This is a genomic window from Pseudomonas sp. AIG (assembly GCF_977020205.1).
In genome coordinates, this window is record NZ_CDROCK010000024.1 from 78,511 (window position 1) to 93,460 (window position 14,950).

The 14,950-nt window shown below is 59.3% G+C and carries 14 protein-coding genes and 1 pseudogene; 5 read left to right on the forward strand and 10 right to left on the reverse strand.

The window, feature by feature from the left end; translation table 11 throughout:
* Positions 1 to 46: 46 nt before the first annotated feature.
* The 4 genes from ACWR1S_RS15500 to gpmI all read right to left on the reverse strand — a co-directional run bounded on the left by ACWR1S_RS15500 (position 47) and on the right by gpmI (position 5,223).
* Complete coding sequence (locus ACWR1S_RS15500; RefSeq protein WP_454564103.1) at positions 47 to 823, reverse strand: divergent polysaccharide deacetylase family protein; 777 nt, start codon at positions 821 to 823, stop codon at positions 47 to 49.
* 2 nt (positions 824 to 825) lie between these two features.
* Entirely contained in the window at positions 826 to 2,145 is a 1,320-nt protein-coding gene (locus ACWR1S_RS15505) for a S41 family peptidase (protein WP_016986344.1), read from the reverse strand.
* 31 nt (positions 2,146 to 2,176) lie between these two features.
* Positions 2,177 to 3,463: a murein hydrolase activator EnvC family protein gene (locus ACWR1S_RS15510; protein ID WP_454564104.1), complete on the reverse strand. Its 1,287-nt coding sequence runs from the start codon at positions 3,461 to 3,463 to the stop codon at positions 2,177 to 2,179.
* A 230-nt stretch (positions 3,464 to 3,693) separates the two neighbouring features.
* On the reverse strand, positions 3,694 to 5,223 hold the full coding sequence (gene gpmI, locus ACWR1S_RS15515) for a 2,3-bisphosphoglycerate-independent phosphoglycerate mutase (protein WP_454564105.1): 1,530 nt from the start codon (positions 5,221 to 5,223) through the stop codon (positions 3,694 to 3,696).
* A 153-nt stretch (positions 5,224 to 5,376) separates the two neighbouring features.
* On the opposite strand from gpmI, the gene ACWR1S_RS15520 reads away from it, so the two are divergent.
* From ACWR1S_RS15520 to secB, 3 genes are read left to right on the forward strand one after another with little or no spacing between them, the layout of a single operon-like run.
* Positions 5,377 to 5,790 (forward strand): rhodanese-like domain-containing protein, encoded by a 414-nt coding sequence (locus tag ACWR1S_RS15520; protein WP_077570333.1) that lies wholly within the window; start codon positions 5,377 to 5,379, stop codon positions 5,788 to 5,790.
* 1 nt (position 5,791) lies between these two features.
* Positions 5,792 to 6,046 carry a glutaredoxin 3 gene (gene grxC / locus ACWR1S_RS15525; protein WP_454564106.1) on the forward strand — a complete coding sequence of 85 codons (255 nt, stop codon included), beginning with the start codon at positions 5,792 to 5,794 and terminating at the stop codon, positions 6,044 to 6,046.
* 57 nt (positions 6,047 to 6,103) lie between these two features.
* Positions 6,104 to 6,589 (forward strand): protein-export chaperone SecB, encoded by a 486-nt coding sequence (gene secB, locus ACWR1S_RS15530; protein WP_016772114.1) that lies wholly within the window; start codon positions 6,104 to 6,106, stop codon positions 6,587 to 6,589.
* Between the two features lie 123 nt (positions 6,590 to 6,712).
* Here secB and ACWR1S_RS15535 read toward each other — a convergent pair whose 3' ends face one another.
* Positions 6,713 to 7,168: a tRNA (cytidine(34)-2'-O)-methyltransferase gene (locus ACWR1S_RS15535; RefSeq protein WP_454564107.1), complete on the reverse strand. Its 456-nt coding sequence runs from the start codon at positions 7,166 to 7,168 to the stop codon at positions 6,713 to 6,715.
* On the opposite strand from ACWR1S_RS15535, the gene ACWR1S_RS15540 reads away from it, so the two are divergent.
* Together ACWR1S_RS15540 and ACWR1S_RS15545 are read left to right on the forward strand one after the other, a co-directional pair.
* Complete coding sequence (locus tag ACWR1S_RS15540) at positions 7,167 to 7,607, forward strand: hypothetical protein (protein ID WP_454564108.1); 441 nt, start codon at positions 7,167 to 7,169, stop codon at positions 7,605 to 7,607. The two genes, ACWR1S_RS15535 and ACWR1S_RS15540, sit on opposite strands and share 2 nt — an antisense overlap.
* A gap of 222 nt (positions 7,608 to 7,829) precedes the next feature.
* Positions 7,830 to 9,764, forward strand: coding sequence for a leucine-rich repeat domain-containing protein (locus tag ACWR1S_RS15545; RefSeq protein ID WP_454564109.1), 1,935 nt, complete (start codon positions 7,830 to 7,832; stop codon positions 9,762 to 9,764).
* 552 nt (positions 9,765 to 10,316) lie between these two features.
* Here the strand turns inward: ACWR1S_RS15545 and ntrC are convergent.
* The 5 genes and pseudogenes from ntrC to glnA all read right to left on the reverse strand — a co-directional run.
* On the reverse strand, positions 10,317 to 11,753 hold the full coding sequence (gene ntrC, locus ACWR1S_RS15550; RefSeq protein WP_008080565.1) for a nitrogen regulation protein NR(I): 1,437 nt from the start codon (positions 11,751 to 11,753) through the stop codon (positions 10,317 to 10,319).
* On the reverse strand, positions 11,750 to 12,835 hold the full coding sequence (gene glnL / locus ACWR1S_RS15555; protein WP_064117045.1) for a nitrogen regulation protein NR(II): 1,086 nt from the start codon (positions 12,833 to 12,835) through the stop codon (positions 11,750 to 11,752). Before glnL ends, ntrC begins: the two co-directional genes overlap by 4 nt.
* Before the next feature lie 231 nt (positions 12,836 to 13,066).
* A complete protein-coding gene (locus tag ACWR1S_RS15560; protein ID WP_454564110.1) occupies positions 13,067 to 13,690 on the reverse strand; it encodes a DUF4124 domain-containing protein in 624 nt (207 codons plus the stop codon).
* On the reverse strand, positions 13,687 to 14,199 hold the full coding sequence (locus tag ACWR1S_RS15565) for a DUF4124 domain-containing protein (protein ID WP_454564111.1): 513 nt from the start codon (positions 14,197 to 14,199) through the stop codon (positions 13,687 to 13,689). Before ACWR1S_RS15565 ends, ACWR1S_RS15560 begins: the two co-directional genes overlap by 4 nt.
* A gap of 307 nt (positions 14,200 to 14,506) precedes the next feature.
* Positions 14,507 to 14,950 (reverse strand): annotated as a pseudogene (gene glnA, locus ACWR1S_RS15570) (glutamine synthetase); the annotation flags it as partial.

A 14,950-nucleotide genomic window follows, 5' to 3' on the forward strand; every position in this document is an offset into this window, starting at 1 on the left:
CCAGCGGTGCTGCTGGCGGTAACTATGTATAGAGCGTTACCGGGTATTACCGATAAACCCCGTCTTTACCGTGACCGGCCATGGCGCGATTGCTGCGCAGGCTGATCATCTGTTTGATGTCGATCCACTCGATGCCCTGAGCCTTCAACTTTGGTAATTCGCGCTCCAGCACTGCCAATGTCTGCGGATATGGATGGCCAATCATCACCGCCGAGCCCTGTTTGCGCGCCAGGTTGATCGCAGTCTGCAACTGCGAGTAGATCGCCGCTTCAGTGCGTTCGTCGTCGAGAAACACATCCCGCGAAACGCTGGCCAGATCGATCTTCTGCGCCTGCTGCGCGGCGACGGTCTGTGCACTGGTGCGGCTGTCGACGAAGAACTTGTGCCGGCGTTGCAACTCGGCCATCAACCACGCCATCGCCAGCGGTTGCGCAGTCATGCGGCTGCCCATGTGGTTATTGATGCCGGCGGTGTACGGAACCATCTTGAACGCGGCGTTCAGGCGTTTTTCCAGTTCTTCGAGCGGCAGCTCCGGGTGCCAGGCGTACGGCCCGGTGGCCGGGTCCATGGGCATGTGCAGGATGACGATTTTGCCGGCGCGATGGGCTTCGCGGGCGAACTCGGTGGCATGCGGCGTATCGGGCATGATCGCCGTGGTCACCGGGCCGGGCAGGGCCAGCACGCGGCGATCCCGGGGCAGGTTCTGCCCCAGGTCGTCGATGATCAGTGTCAGGTAGGCTTTGTGTGGCTTTGGGCTGACGGGCTCTGCGTGAGCAGCACCCGCCAGACAGCACAACAGAACGAAGACGAAACGCAAAGACATCCTCAACGGCCGGATGTGATGCTCAGCCCTTTGAGCAGGCTCAGGGCCTGGGCCAATTGGTAGTCATCATCCTGCGGCATGGCTTTGGGCTTGGCGCCGGAGCCGGTCGGTTTGTCCGCGCCGCCGTTGCCGTTGCCCAAGTGACCTTGCAGGTCGGCTTCCTTGAAGTAATCGCCATCGGCCTCGTTGGTGATCTTCGCCTTGCGCACTTCGATGTCCGGAACGATGCCCTGCGCCTGGATCGAGCGGCCATTCGGCGTGAAGTACAGCGCCGTGGTGATCTTCAGCGCGCGGTCGTTGTTCAGCGGCAGCACGGTTTGTACCGAACCCTTGCCGAAACTGGTGGTGCCCATGACCACGGCGCGCTTCTGATCCTGCAGAGCGCCGGCGACGATTTCCGACGCCGAGGCGCTGCCACCGTTGATCAACACAACCATCGGCACTGCTTCGCTTTCGTCTTTGCCAGTGGCAGAGAAACGCAGCTCAGAGTTGGCGATCCGGCCTTTGGTGTAGACGATCAGGCCCTTGGTGATGAAGTGATCGACCACTTCCACCGCCGCCTGCAACACGCCACCCGGGTTGTTGCGCAGGTCGAGGATGATGCCGTTGAGCTTCTTGCCGTTGTCCTTGCGCAACTTGGCCAGGGCCTTGGAGACCTCTTCGCCGGTCTTGACCTGGAACTGGGTGATGCGGATGTACGCGTAGCCGGTTTCCAGCAGCTGCGCCTTGACGCTCTTCACCTGAATCACCGCGCGCGCCAGGGTCACGTCGAACGGCGTGCCGCCATCGCGTACCAGGGTCAGGGTGATTTTCTGGCCGATCTTGCCGCGCATCTTGTCCACGGCTTCGGTCATGGTCTGGCCGCGAGTCGGCGCACCGTTGATCTTGACGATAAAGTCGCCAGCCTGAATGCCGGCCTTCGACGCTGGGGTGTCATCGATGGGCGAGACGACTTTGATGAAACCGTCTTCGGCGCCGACTTCGATGCCCAGGCCACCGAACTCACCGCTGGTGCTTTCCTGCAATTCGGTGAAGTCTTCAGGGCCCAGGTAGGCCGAGTGCGGATCAAGGTTGCTGAGCATGCCCTTGATCGCGTTTTCCAGCAGGGTCTTGTCGTCCACCGGCTCGACGTAAGCGGCTTTGATCCGGTCCATGACCTCGGCAAAGGTGCGCAACTCTTCCAGCGGCAACGGCGCCTTGGAGGTCGCGGCAGTGCCTGCCGGAGCGACGGCCGGGGCCGGTTGAGCGGCGAACGCCAGAGGCGCGCCGATCACCAGAGCGATCGTCAGGGCCAGCGAGGTAAGGCGGGACAAATGCAGCATGTCGAACGAACTCCTTAATTAGGCGGTGCGCTTATCCTTGCGCACGACACCATTGCGCCGGATCACTCGGGTGACCCTGCTGACGAATTGCGAAATACAGCGCTGGTGTGTCCTGACCGCCACTGTTACCGACAGTGGAGATCGACTCACCGGCTTTTACCACGTCACCGGCAGACTTGAGCAGCGTCTGGTTGTGACCGTAAAGACTCAGAAAACCATTGCCGTGATCAAGGATCACCAGCAGCCCGGCGCCACGCAACCAGTCGGCGAACACCACACGACCACCGTGTACGGCATGCACCTGGCTGCCGGCGGAGGCGCTGATCATCACGCCGTCCCATTTGGTCCGGGCGTCGTCGCCACGGCTTTCACCGAAGCGCGCCAATAGTCGACCATCAACCGGCCAGGGAAGTTTTCCCCGTGTTGCAGCAAAAGCGCCACCAAAGGTCTCGCCGCTGCTGGAGACCAGCGCGCCGGGAGTGGATTTGACCGGTTTTCGTGGGGCGTCGCTGTTTTCAGCCTGCGCCTCACGCAAGCGCTTTTTTTCCGCTTCCTGCTGGGCAATCAGCGCTTTCTGCCGCGCTTCTTCTGCCTCACGAGCCTGGCGGGCCAGGGTTTCTTCAATGGTTTTAAGGACTTTAGACAGGTCTGCCTGATCCTGCTCGCGGGCGGCCAGTTTCTGATCGCGGGCCTTCACGTCATCGTTGAGCTTGGCGAGGACTTGCTGGCGTTCCTTGCGGACATTTTCCAGTTCGTCGCGCTGGGTATCGAGGCTGCTTTTCTGCACCAGCAATTGCGCCTGTTGGGCGGCAATATCTTTTTCGACATTGGCCAGTTGGCGCAGGGTCTCGTTGAAGTTCTTCAACTGTTCCAGGCGGGCCTGGCTCAGGTAATCGTAATAGGTGAGCGTGCGAGCGAATTTCTCGGGATTCTGCTGGTTGAGCAGCAGCTTGAGGTATTCCTGCCGGCCGTTCTGATAGGCCGCACGGGCCTGAATGGCGATCAGTCGCTGCTGTTCAGTGCGCGCGCTCTGGAGTTTTTTTTTCTCTGCATCGAGCCGCTGCAGCTCGGATTCGCTTTTCTGCAGTTCTTTCTGCAGCGCATCGACCTGTTTCTGCAGCTTGCCCAGCTCGGTTTCCGTGCCCTTGAGCTCTTTCTGTACGCCGGACTTTTCTTCCTGGACTTTGCTCAGCAGCTTTTTCAGCTCGGCAATGTCCTGACGCGTGGCGTCCAACTGCTGTTGGGTTTGCGCGCGCTCGTCAGCGAAGGCCGGTTGGAGCAGGCAGGTCAGAGCGAGGGCGATCAGGACGCGGAGCATAGAGGCGGGCGGCACCAGGGTAAGGGACGGCCTAGTATGCCCGCCCGAGGCTGCAAAAAAAACGCCCAATTGGGGCTGTGTGATAACTGGCCTGAAAAACACCACAAACCAATGTAGGAGTGAGCCTGCTCGCGATGGCTTGCTCACATTCAACAGAGTAGTTGACTGTCAGATGGCTATCGCGAGCAGGCTCACTCCTACAGGGTTTTGCGGTGCTTTGGCGATTCGGGTCAGACCAGAATCGAAGTGCCGGTCATTTCCACCGGTTTTTCCAGGCCCAACAGTTTCAGCATGGTTGGCGCCACGTCCGCCAGCACGCCGCCTTCGCGGACTTTCAAATCACGCTTGCCGACATAAATGAACGGCACCGGCTCGGTGGTATGCGCAGTGTGCGCCTGGCCAGTCGACTCATCAGCCATTTGCTCGACGTTGCCGTGGTCAGCCGTGATCAGCGCTTCGCCGCCGACCTTTTCCAGCGCTTCGACAATGCGACCGACGCAGGTGTCGAGGCATTCAACCGCTTTCACCGCCGCATCAAACACGCCGCTGTGACCAACCATGTCGCCGTTGGCGTAGTTGACCACGATCACGTCGTAGCGCTGGTTTTCGATGGCTTCAACGATGCGGTCGGTGACTTCCGGCGCGCTCATTTCCGGCTGCAAGTCGTAAGTAGCGACTTTCGGCGACGGGATCAGGATACGTTCTTCGCCCGGGAACGGTTCTTCACGACCGCCGGAGAAGAAGAAGGTCACGTGCGCGTACTTCTCGGTTTCAGCGATGCGCAGCTGGGTTTTGCCGTTCTTCGCCAGATAGTCGCCCAGCACGTTTTCCAGGCTGCCGGGAGCGAATGCCGACGGTGCCGGAATGCTGGCCGCGTATTGGGTCAGCATGACAAAACCGGCCAGTTTCGGCTGGCGTGCGCGTTCGAAATCCTTGAAGTCGTCTTCGACGAACACGCGAGTCAGCTCGCGGGCACGGTCGGCGCGGAAGTTCATGAACACCACGGCGTCGCCATCTTCAACTTTCACCGGCTCGCCGATGGAGGTGGCTTTGACGAATTCGTCGCTTTCGCCACGCGCGTAAGCAGCGTCCAGACCTTCCTGCGCGGTGGCGGCGTTGAATTCGCTGTTGCCGTCGACGATCAGGTTGTAGGCCTGAGCGACGCGATCCCAGCGGTTGTCACGGTCCATGGCGAAGTAGCGGCCGATGATGCTGGCGATGCGGCCCTTGCCCAGTGCCTGGAAGGTCGCGTCGAGCAGTTCGATCGACGATGCGGCGCTTTTCGGCGGGGTGTCGCGGCCGTCAAGGAAGGCGTGCAGGTAGATTTTTTCAGCGCCGCGCTTGAAGGCCAGCTCGGCCATGGCGATCAAGTGATCCTGGTGGCTGTGCACGCCGCCATCGGAGAGCAGACCCATGAAATGCACGGCCTTGCCGGCGGCCACGGCTTTATCCACGGCGGCGCAGATGGTCGGGTTCTCGAAGAATTCACCGTCGCGGATCGACTTGGTCACGCGCGTGAAGTCCTGATACACCACGCGGCCTGCGCCAAGGTTCATGTGGCCGACTTCAGAGTTGCCCATCTGGCCGTCCGGCAGGCCGACGTCCATGCCGCTGCCCGAGATCAAGCCGTTCGGCACGGTGGCCCACAGGCGATCAAGGACGGGCTTCTTCGCCGCGAAAACGGCGTTGGATTCGGGGCTGTCGCTGTGACCGAAGCCGTCGAGAATCATCAGGACCAAAGGTTTAGGCGTAGTCGTCATGGAATCCACTCGTGGCTAATAAAGAAGAGGGCGATGGAAAAGGGAGTTGGAGTTTAAAGCTAAGTTCCGACCGCGTCACCGCCGGACGGGGTTTGGCCGACCATAGTGGCTGTGTATACTGGCCGACATTTTAACGCCCTGGAACCTCCTTCGATGGTTGCTCACCTGATTGAATTTGCCACTAACCACTACATTCTTGTCGGTATCTTCGTCGTACTGCTGGCTCTGCTGCTGGCGCACACGATGCAGGGCGGCGGTAAAAGCCTGAGCACCGGCGAACTGACTGCGCTGGTCAATAAAGACGCAGGCGTGGTGGTGGACATCCGTCCGGCCAAGGATTTCGCTGCCGGCCACATCGTTGGCGCGATCAACATTCCCCAGGACAAACTCGCTGCGCGCGTCGCCGAGCTGGAAAAACACAAGGCCAAGACCATCATCCTGGTCGACGCTCTGGGCCAGACCGCCGGCACCCACGCCCGCGAACTGATGAAATCCGGCTTCACCGCCGCCAAGCTGTCCGGCGGGATTTCCAGCTGGAAAGGCGACAACCTGCCGTTGGTGAAGTGATATGAGCGACGTCATCGTCTACTCCAGCGACTACTGCCCTTATTGCTCCCGAGCCAAGTATTTGCTCGAGAACAAAGGCGTGGCCTTCAAAGAGATCAAGGTCGATGGCAAGCCGCAGGTGCGCGCCGAAATGGCCCAGAAAGCCGGACGCACGTCCGTTCCGCAGATATGGATCGGCAGCAAGCACATCGGCGGTTGTGATGATTTGTATGCCCTGGAGCGCGCCGGCAAGCTCGACGCGCTGCTCAAGGCCTGAACGGCTGCACCCACGTACAGCACTCCCTAAAAGACCCAAGATCGATAAGGATCTGAGATGACTGACCAACAGAACACTGCAGCCAGCGAAGAAGAAACCGCACCGCAATTCTCCTTGCAGCGCATCTATGTACGCGACCTGTCCTTCGAAGCCCCGAAAAGCCCGGCGATCTTCCGCCAGCAGTGGGATCCGGCGGTCGGTCTGGATCTGAACACTCGTCAGAAAGCGCTGGAAGGTGATTTCTACGAAGTCGTGCTGACCCTGTCCGTCACCGTGAAAAACGGTGAAGAAGTTGCCTTCATCGCTGAAGTGCAACAGGCCGGTATCTTCCTGATCAAGAACCTCGACGCGGCTTCGATGAGCCACACCCTGGGTGCGTTCTGCCCGAACATCCTGTTCCCGTACGCGCGCGAAACCCTGGACAGCCTGGTGACCCGTGGTTCGTTCCCGGCACTGATGCTGGCCCCGGTGAACTTCGACGCCCTGTACGCGCAAGAATTGCAGCGCATGCAGGAAAGCGGCGAGACGCCAACCGTTCAGTAAGACGGTCTAGCAACACCCCATGTGGGAGCGAGCCTGCTCGTGATAGCGGTCTGTCAGACACATCAAAGTTGACTGACACTCCGTAATCGCGAGCAGGCTCGCTCCCACATTTGTTTTACGGTGTTACTTGAAGTCGTTCTGGCGCCAGGCTTCGTACACAGCGACGGCCACGGTGTTGGACAGGTTCAGGCTGCGGCAGCCTTCGCGCATCGGCAGGCGCAGGCGTTGTTCGGCGGGCAGGGCATCAAGCACGTCGGCCGGCAGACCACGGCTTTCCGGACCAAAGATGAACGCATCACCCGGGACGAACGCGGCATCATGAAACGGCCGCGAACCCTTGGTGGTGAACGCGAACAGCCGTGGGTTGCCCAGGCTTTTCAGGCAACTGGCCAGGTCCGCGTGACGTTGCAGCGTGGCATATTCGTGGTAGTCGAGACCGGCACGGCGCAGGCGCTTGTCGTCCATCTCGAAGCCCAGCGGTTCGATCAAATGCAGGTGGCAGCCGCTGTTGGCGCACAGCCTGATAACGTTGCCGGTATTCGGCGGAATTTCTGGTTGAAAAAGGATGACGTGAAACATGCACGGCTCCGAAGGTAAAGATGAGCGGCATTCTACGCCGCCTGTGGACAACCGTTCGAAACTATTCCCGCGCGTGATCGGTTCGCTGGCGATTGTCGGCGTGATGATCGGTTTGATGATTGGTCGCCTGACCACGCCGGATCCGAGCGTGTTGCAGCAAGTTGAAGTGATCGATGGTGGCCTGGTGGCGTGGTTCAACAACGAGCCCAAGCTGCACGGCGAGATCATCGACGGCACGGTGGCGCTGCTGTTTCAAGCCGAAGGTCCCGCGCAGAAGGGCCAGTTCAAACTCAACGGCAAGGACGTGAACTGGCGTACGCGCAAAAGTGACGGTGGCTTGCTGCTGACGGTGCTGGCGGCGCGGCCGCTACAGGGCGAGTGGACAGGCCGCGAAGTCGAGAACCGCTGGCGGCTGGAGATTCGCTTGCAAACGAACTGATCGAAAACCTGCCGTCTCTCTCCTCCTACGTTTCCTGGCGTTGTTTCTCACTGCACCAGTCTGTCTTTCCTATCTCCTTCAACACTGGCGCACGCTATCGTGCGCTGCTCTTTTAAGCCGGCAGGATGCCGATACTTTCGTCCCTCAGGCGAATGCCAAGGGCAACTTTTTCAAGGATGAAAAAACATGCCAGGAAAACCACCGCGCGGTGGCAGTACTCACGTGGATGTTTCCACCCACTCGAATCGACCTGTGGATGTGGACACTTCGCTCCCCGGTTCCTCCGGCCGCAGAAGCGTTGACTCAGGGGGTACTCCCGACAATCCGCAGTCACGAGCCGGCGCTACGGACATTGATGTCATCCATCCGGCTCCGGCCGTCGTCGTTCACATGATTCCCGCTGAAACGCGTCTGCCAGCATCTCAGCCGTCCCTGGACCATTACGTAGTCAATGCCCGGGCGATACTTCCAGAAGTCAACAGTGAAGGTTTAAGGGTTTTTAACAAGCGAACATACGCTGACGTGGCCAGTGGCGACCTTGTTCTTGTCGCCGTGGATCCGCAAACGGGATTGCATCGAGCCCGACGCACAAGCGAATTGCTTTTAGGCCCGGTAATGCTGCGCGATGGCGACAGCGGTCTGTGGTACCCGCGTGAGGTCGTTGAGCCAGCCACTCGAGCGCAGATCAAACAGTATTTTCCGGAATCGACCGATCAACACGCAGATGACTTTATCGCTCGGTTCAGTGACAAGGATGTGGCAGATGTGGAACTCAAGCGTATTCAGCTCGGGCTTCCTCAGCTGGGCAGCGAACACGTCAGCATCCCGAACCACCAAAATCACGTACACGAGTCCCATGAGATATCTGAGGCGTTTGCCATGTGGAGCAGGCTACGCCAGTTGTACAAGTGGCAAGGTGAGCCAGATCAGCGGGTCTATAGCGATGGGCGGCTATCGGGCTTCAAGCTGGATATCAATCTCACGCTATGGCCAGTCGATAAGTTGCTTTCATTGAAGTTCAACTCAGTCGTTTCTCTTACGTTAAGAGGTCATGCACCGCTGAACCCTGAGGTGTTTTTTGCGCAGTTTCCAAACATTGAAAGTCTGACGGTAACAAGCCAGTTAATCACCAGAAGATCCTTCGGCGCCTCTATATATGAGCGTGCTTACTCAAGATTCAATATGAATTCGCGCTTCACCGAGCAATTAGTGAAGCTCCCCCGTTTACGAGAGTTGAACCTGCAGGATTGTGATTTACAGGATGATGTTTCGGTGAGGGGCATGACCAGACTGCAGGTGTTGAGGCTTGGTAAAATACAGGCGGCAAGGCTGAGTCATTATCCCGACGACTTGCGCGCCCAGTTATCTGTTCAACACCAGAGCATTTTTTTGCTAACGGATCCTGATATTTCCGGGATGACCGAGTTGCGTGTGCTGGATCTGACAGGCGCCGGAATACACCGAATCCCTTTCGGGCTCGATGCCGACAACGGGCCGTCAAGACTGGAGGTTTTGAGACTGGGCAACAATGCGCTTTCTGTCGCACCTTCACTCAAAGGAATGACTACGTTGCAGGAGCTGGATCTTTCCAACATGGGGTTGAATAGATTTCCGGAGGGCATAACCCACGAGATTCCCGGGAAAGTGTTGAACCTTGCGAACAATCGCATTACCTCGATCCCGGAGTCCGTTGAACTCAGAGCAGGCTTCAATCTCATCGGCAATCCAATAGCGGATCCGGCCTCACTCCGGCGGCTGATACACGCACGGATAAAAACCGACGCCGATATTTGGCTGGGAGCGGAAAGTAATGATTCGTCGGCAAGTCTTTGGTTGCAGCATGTGCCGGTAGGAGAAGTGCCTAAAAAACTGGAACTCTGGGACAGCGTTGGCGATCTTTCGAGCAGGCTCCGCAAACTGAGCCGCACGCCTGAGTTTCACGTTGAGTATCCGCTTCTGCAGCGGCGGGTCTGGTGGTTTCTCGAGGTCTACGTCAAAGCTGACGCCGGCGAAAAGGCACGGCTGACGGATATTCTGATCAATGAACCCAGTCCTGGGAAAATGCTGGACCGACTTGAAGCAGAGATACGGGAATATGACTCGGGGCGGCAAAACCAGCCCCTGCATCATTTACCCAAGCGTCCGAAGCTTGATTGACGCCGGGCTGAACGCCTCGGCGTTTGGTATAAAAGCGGGAATCCCTGACCTGCCTGTATCAGGGTTCCCAAAACGGGCGGACTTCGCTGCGAGCGTCGGTCCGGTGTAAAGAGGGAACCCCCGGCCTGCCTGTACCAAGGATCCCAAAAGGGTGGGCGCATCGCGTGGCGATCTGCGCCCGGTGTAAAGAGGGGAATCCCCGGCCTGCCTGTACCAAGGTCCCCGAAACGGGTGGTGAAACGAATCACCTGCAAGAGGTATTGCAGGGGGCGTGCCAGGTTTTAATCTACTGAAACAAAAAATCTGATCAGAAACACGAAAGCCCCGGAATTCGGGGCTTTCGTGTATTTGAAAAATTAATTATTCGGTGTTTTCGGAAGCGAACGTGGGGATTCGACTGTGCGCAATCGCGGGTCATCGTGCATTGATGCGGTGCACGGTTGCCCTAAAAGCTTCGCGAGCAGGTTCGCTCCCACCGTTGGAATGCAATTCCCTGTGGGAGCGAGCCTGCTCGCGAATGGATGTCACGGTCAGCGAAGATTCAAAGGCTGATCAGCCCTCATCCCCCTCATCATCATCCGCACCATCAACCTTCATCCCCAGTTCCTTGATCTTGCGCGTCAGGGTATTACGCCCCCAACCCAGCAAAACGGCAGCATCACGTCGACGCCCGGCGGTGTGTTTCAGCGCCGTCTCAATCATGATCCGCTCAAATGCCGGCACCGCACTGTCGAGCAAACTCGACTGACCACGCGCCAAGGCCTGATCGGCCCACTGGCGCAGCGCCTGCTCCCAGTTGGTTACCGGTGCTGAGTCCTGCGGCAGGTTCAGCAGTTCTGGCGGCAGATCGCTGATGTGCACTTCGCGCCCGGACGCCATCACGGTGATCCAGCGGCAGGTGTTCTCCAGCTGGCGCACGTTGCCGCCCCACGGCAGGTTCTTCAGGTATTCCTCGGTCTCGCTCTTCAGCAGCTTCGGCTCTACCGCCAGTTCTTGCGCGGCGCGGCTGAGGAAGTGCTTGGCCAGGGTCGGGATGTCTTCACGACGATCCGACAGGCGCGGAATGTGGATGCGGATCACGTTGAGGCGATGGAACAAGTCCTCACGGAATTTGCCGGCATGGACGAGGGTTTCCAGATTCTGGTGCGTCGCCGCGATGATGCGCACGTCGACCTTGACCGGGACATGGCCGCCAACACGATAGAACTCGCCATCCGCCAGAACCCGCAGCAAGCGGGTTTGCGTGTCCGCCGGCATGTCGCCGATTTCGTCGAGGAACAGCGTGCCGCCGTCAGCCTGTTCAAAACGCCCGCGACGCAGATTTGCCGCTCCAGTGAACGCGCCTTTCTCATGGCCGAACAGCTCGGATTCCATCAGATCCTTGGGGATCGCCGCCATGTTCAGGGCGATGAACGGCGATGCCGCGCGCGGGCTGTGGCGGTGCAAGGCATGGGCGACCAGTTCTTTACCGGTGCCGGATTCGCCGTTGATCAGGACGGTGATGTTGGAGTGGCTCAAGCGGCCGATGGCGCGAAACACTTCCTGCATCGCCGGCGCTTCGCCGATGATTTCCGGGGTGCGGGTCAGCGCCGGCACGACTTCCAGGCCTTGCTGTTCTTGTGCGTGCTGATTCGCACGTTTGACCAGCGACACCGCCTCGTCAACGTCGAACGGCTTCGGCAGGTATTCGAACGCGCCGCCCTGATACGAGGCGACAGCGCTGTCCAGATCGGAGTGAGCGGTCATGATAATGACCGGCAACCTTGGGTGCTGCTCGCGAATCCGCGCCAACAGATCCAGACCACTGGCACCCGGCATGCGAATGTCGGAAATGATCACGTCAGGCTGCTGACGGGCCAGACGACTCATCACACCGTCGGCACTGTCGAAGCTCTGGGTGGTCATGCCTTCCTGCTGCAAGGCCTTTTCCAGAACCCAACGGATAGAACGGTCGTCATCGACGATCCATACGGTTTCACTACGGCTCATGTCGATGTGGCTCCTTGTTCCAGTGGCAGAAAGATCGAGAAGGTGGTGTGGCCTGGATGGCTGTCACACTCGATCAGGCCCTGGTGCTGGCTGATGATGTTCTGGGTAATGGCGAGGCCGAGCCCGGTACCGTCGGGGCGTCCGCTGACCATGGGAAAGAAAATGGTTTCCTGAAGTTCCGCCGGGATCCCCGGGCCGTTGTCGATGATCTCGATCTTGGTCACCAAACGATGGCGGATGTGGCCGATGGTGAACTGGCGCATGGCGCGGGTGCGCAGGCTGATGCGGCCCAGGCGCAGCTCGTTCTGGCTGCTGATCGCCTGCATCGCGTTGCGCACGATGTTCAACACCGCCTGAATCATTTGCTCGCGATCGATCAATACGTCGGGAATGCTTGGGTCGTAGTCGCGCACCAGGGTGATGCAGCCCTGACTTTCGGCTTCGACCAGTTGGCAGACGCGCTCGAGCACTTCGTGGACGTTGCACATCGCCAGGGACGGCAGTTTGTTCGAACCGAGCATGCGGTCGACCAGGTTGCGCAGGCGGTCGGCCTCTTCAATGATCACGTTGGTGTAGTCGCGCAGGCTGTCTTCTGGCAGCTCGCGAGCCAGCAGTTGCGCGGCGCCCCGGATGCCGCCCAGCGGATTCTTGATCTCGTGAGCGAGACCACGCACCAGCATTTTGCTGGTTTCCTGCTTGGACAGTTGCGCTTCTTCCTTGGTGATCCGCAGCAGGCGGTCACGCGGATGCACTTCGAGCAGGAGCATGGTCGCGCCGTTGCTGAGAATCGGCGTCACCGCGTAATCCACGGTCAACGTCTGGCCGGTCAGGGCGGTGAGCATCGCTTCGCGCTTGGTAAACGGATGCGCCTGTTCGACGGCCTGGCGCAGGGAATTCAGCGCCTCGGTGGATTCGGTGAACAGCTCACTGATGAACTGCCCATGGCTGCGCTGCCCGCTGATGGCGAGCAGCATCTCCGCCGCCGGGTTCATGTACTCAAGGCGCAATTCGGCGTCGAGCAGGATGGTGGCGGTGGTCAGGTTGTCGAGCAGCAAACGGTGGATTGCGTCGCTAATGGTCATCGGAGCCTCTTTTGGGGGCGGAGCGTGCGCAACAAGCAAGCGTCGGTATCGGGAAAATGCAAAAACCAAACCAAGGCTCCGAAAAGAAGCGCTTAACCCGTGAAACAGGCGTTTGACGCTCGTTTGCGTGGCACAGGGCCAGCTCTCACGGGTAGTTTCGAACCAAAATGGGTTGGAATGTGAGTACGGTGCAGGCTATTGCACCAATATAGTGCGCAAAGCTGAGCGGCGTTAGAAGAAACGCAGGAAGGGGTTTTTCGGCTCTTCGGGTTTTTCTTTCAGAGGGCATTCCGGGCGTACGCCGTAATCGTCCTTGGTGCAGGGTTTGACCTGACGCTTCTGCGCAAGCGAGATGCGCAGCATGTGGAAGGGTTGATTGGCCGTGCGTTCGACGGTGCGGCCTTCGGCGTCGAGGATTTCAACGGACAGGTTGTGGCTGCCCCGGTCGATGTTGTTCAGCGGGAACACCGGACTGAGGCCGGGCTCGCCAGTGGCCTGACCATCCAGTAACAGGCGGTAGCGATGACCCTTTTGCAGACCCGGCTCACTGGTGACACTTACGATGATTTCACCGGCGCTGCTGCGAATGGTGGCGTCGGGTTCAGGCACCAGAATGCGCAACATGTCGTAGTGGAAGGGCGGTTGTTCCGGGGATTTTTTCGCGGTGGTGATCGGCGCAGCGGCGGTGGGGGTGGCGGACATGCGGTTGCTGGTCGCGATCGGTACGCGCTTGGCGCTGCTGCGCGGTTGATCGGTGTAGACGCGATTGCCTTGCGCATCGATGTAGGTGAACACCTCGGCTGAGGCCTGCAGTGTCACCAGCGCCATCGCGACGATCAGCCACGCGCGGATCATGGTATGTGCACCCGCTGCACGCTGAGGGCGACCGGCGGGCTCTGTTGAATGATCGTCTGACCGTCGATGACCTGCACGGCGAGATGATGTTCGCCGCGATCGACGTTGACCAATTGCAGGATCGGCACGTTGCTCGGCTGACCGTAAGGCTCATCGTCGAGTACCAGCCTTAATTGATGCGGCGGTTGCAGGCGTGGCTTGATCAGCACGTTGACGGTGAAGGTGCCGTTGTTCGCGCGCAGGGCTTCTTCGCTGGGCAGCCCGGCGAGTTCGAGGATGTCATAGGCGTTGCGCTGAGGTTCGCGGTTGTCGCTGACGGGCGCAGGGGGTGCGCTCGGTGCTTGCGGCTCGACGCGATTGAGCGGCGGCAATTCCACGGGTTGCGCCTGTACGCCGTCCGGCGAGTGATCGCTGTAGACGGTGTTGCCGTTGGCATCGGTGTACTTGTAGATCTGCGCGGCGGCGGGCAGGGCGATCAGCAGCAGAATGTAGAGAATGATGCGACCCATGAAATCGACCGGGATTGAAAGCGATGGGGTGCAGCATAGGTCAGGTGCGACGGTTGGCCCAACTCGGTAAACATCTGGTAATGCCCTCACCCTAGCCCTCTCCCAGAGGGAGAGGGGATTGACCGTGTTGCTCTTACAAATTCCATCGACCTGAAATTGCCATGTGAACTCAGGTTCTGAAAAGCATGGAGATCAGTCCCCTCTCCCTCTGGGAGAGGGTTAGGGTGAGGGGTTTTTGATCTGCAATAAAAAAGGCCTCCCGAAGGAGGCCTCTTTCATTCACGCCACGTAGTGCGGCGCTACCGGATCAGCAGCTGTAGTAAAGCTCATATTCCAGTGGGTGTACGAAGGTGCGAACCTTGATTTCTTCTTCCGATTTCAGCGCGATGTAAGCGTCGATGAAGTCGTCGGAGAACACGCCGCCCTTGGTCAGGAACGCGCGGCCCTTGTCCAGCTCTTCCAGGGCTTCTTTCAGGCTGCCGCACACTTGTGGGATCTCTTTCGCCTCTTCAGGCGGCAGGTCGTACAGGTTTTTGTCGGCAGCATCGCCTGGGTGGATTTTGTTCTGGATACCGTCCAGACCGGCCATCAGCAGTGCTGCGAAGGCCAGGTACGGGTTGGCAGCCGGATCCGGGAAGCGGGCTTCGATACGGCGGGCTTTCAGGCCCGACGCCTCAGGAAAACCGGTCGCAGCCGGGGGGTTGCGGAGCGGGTAGGCCCGCGAGACCCGCGCGTCGCGGCCCTGGACCCG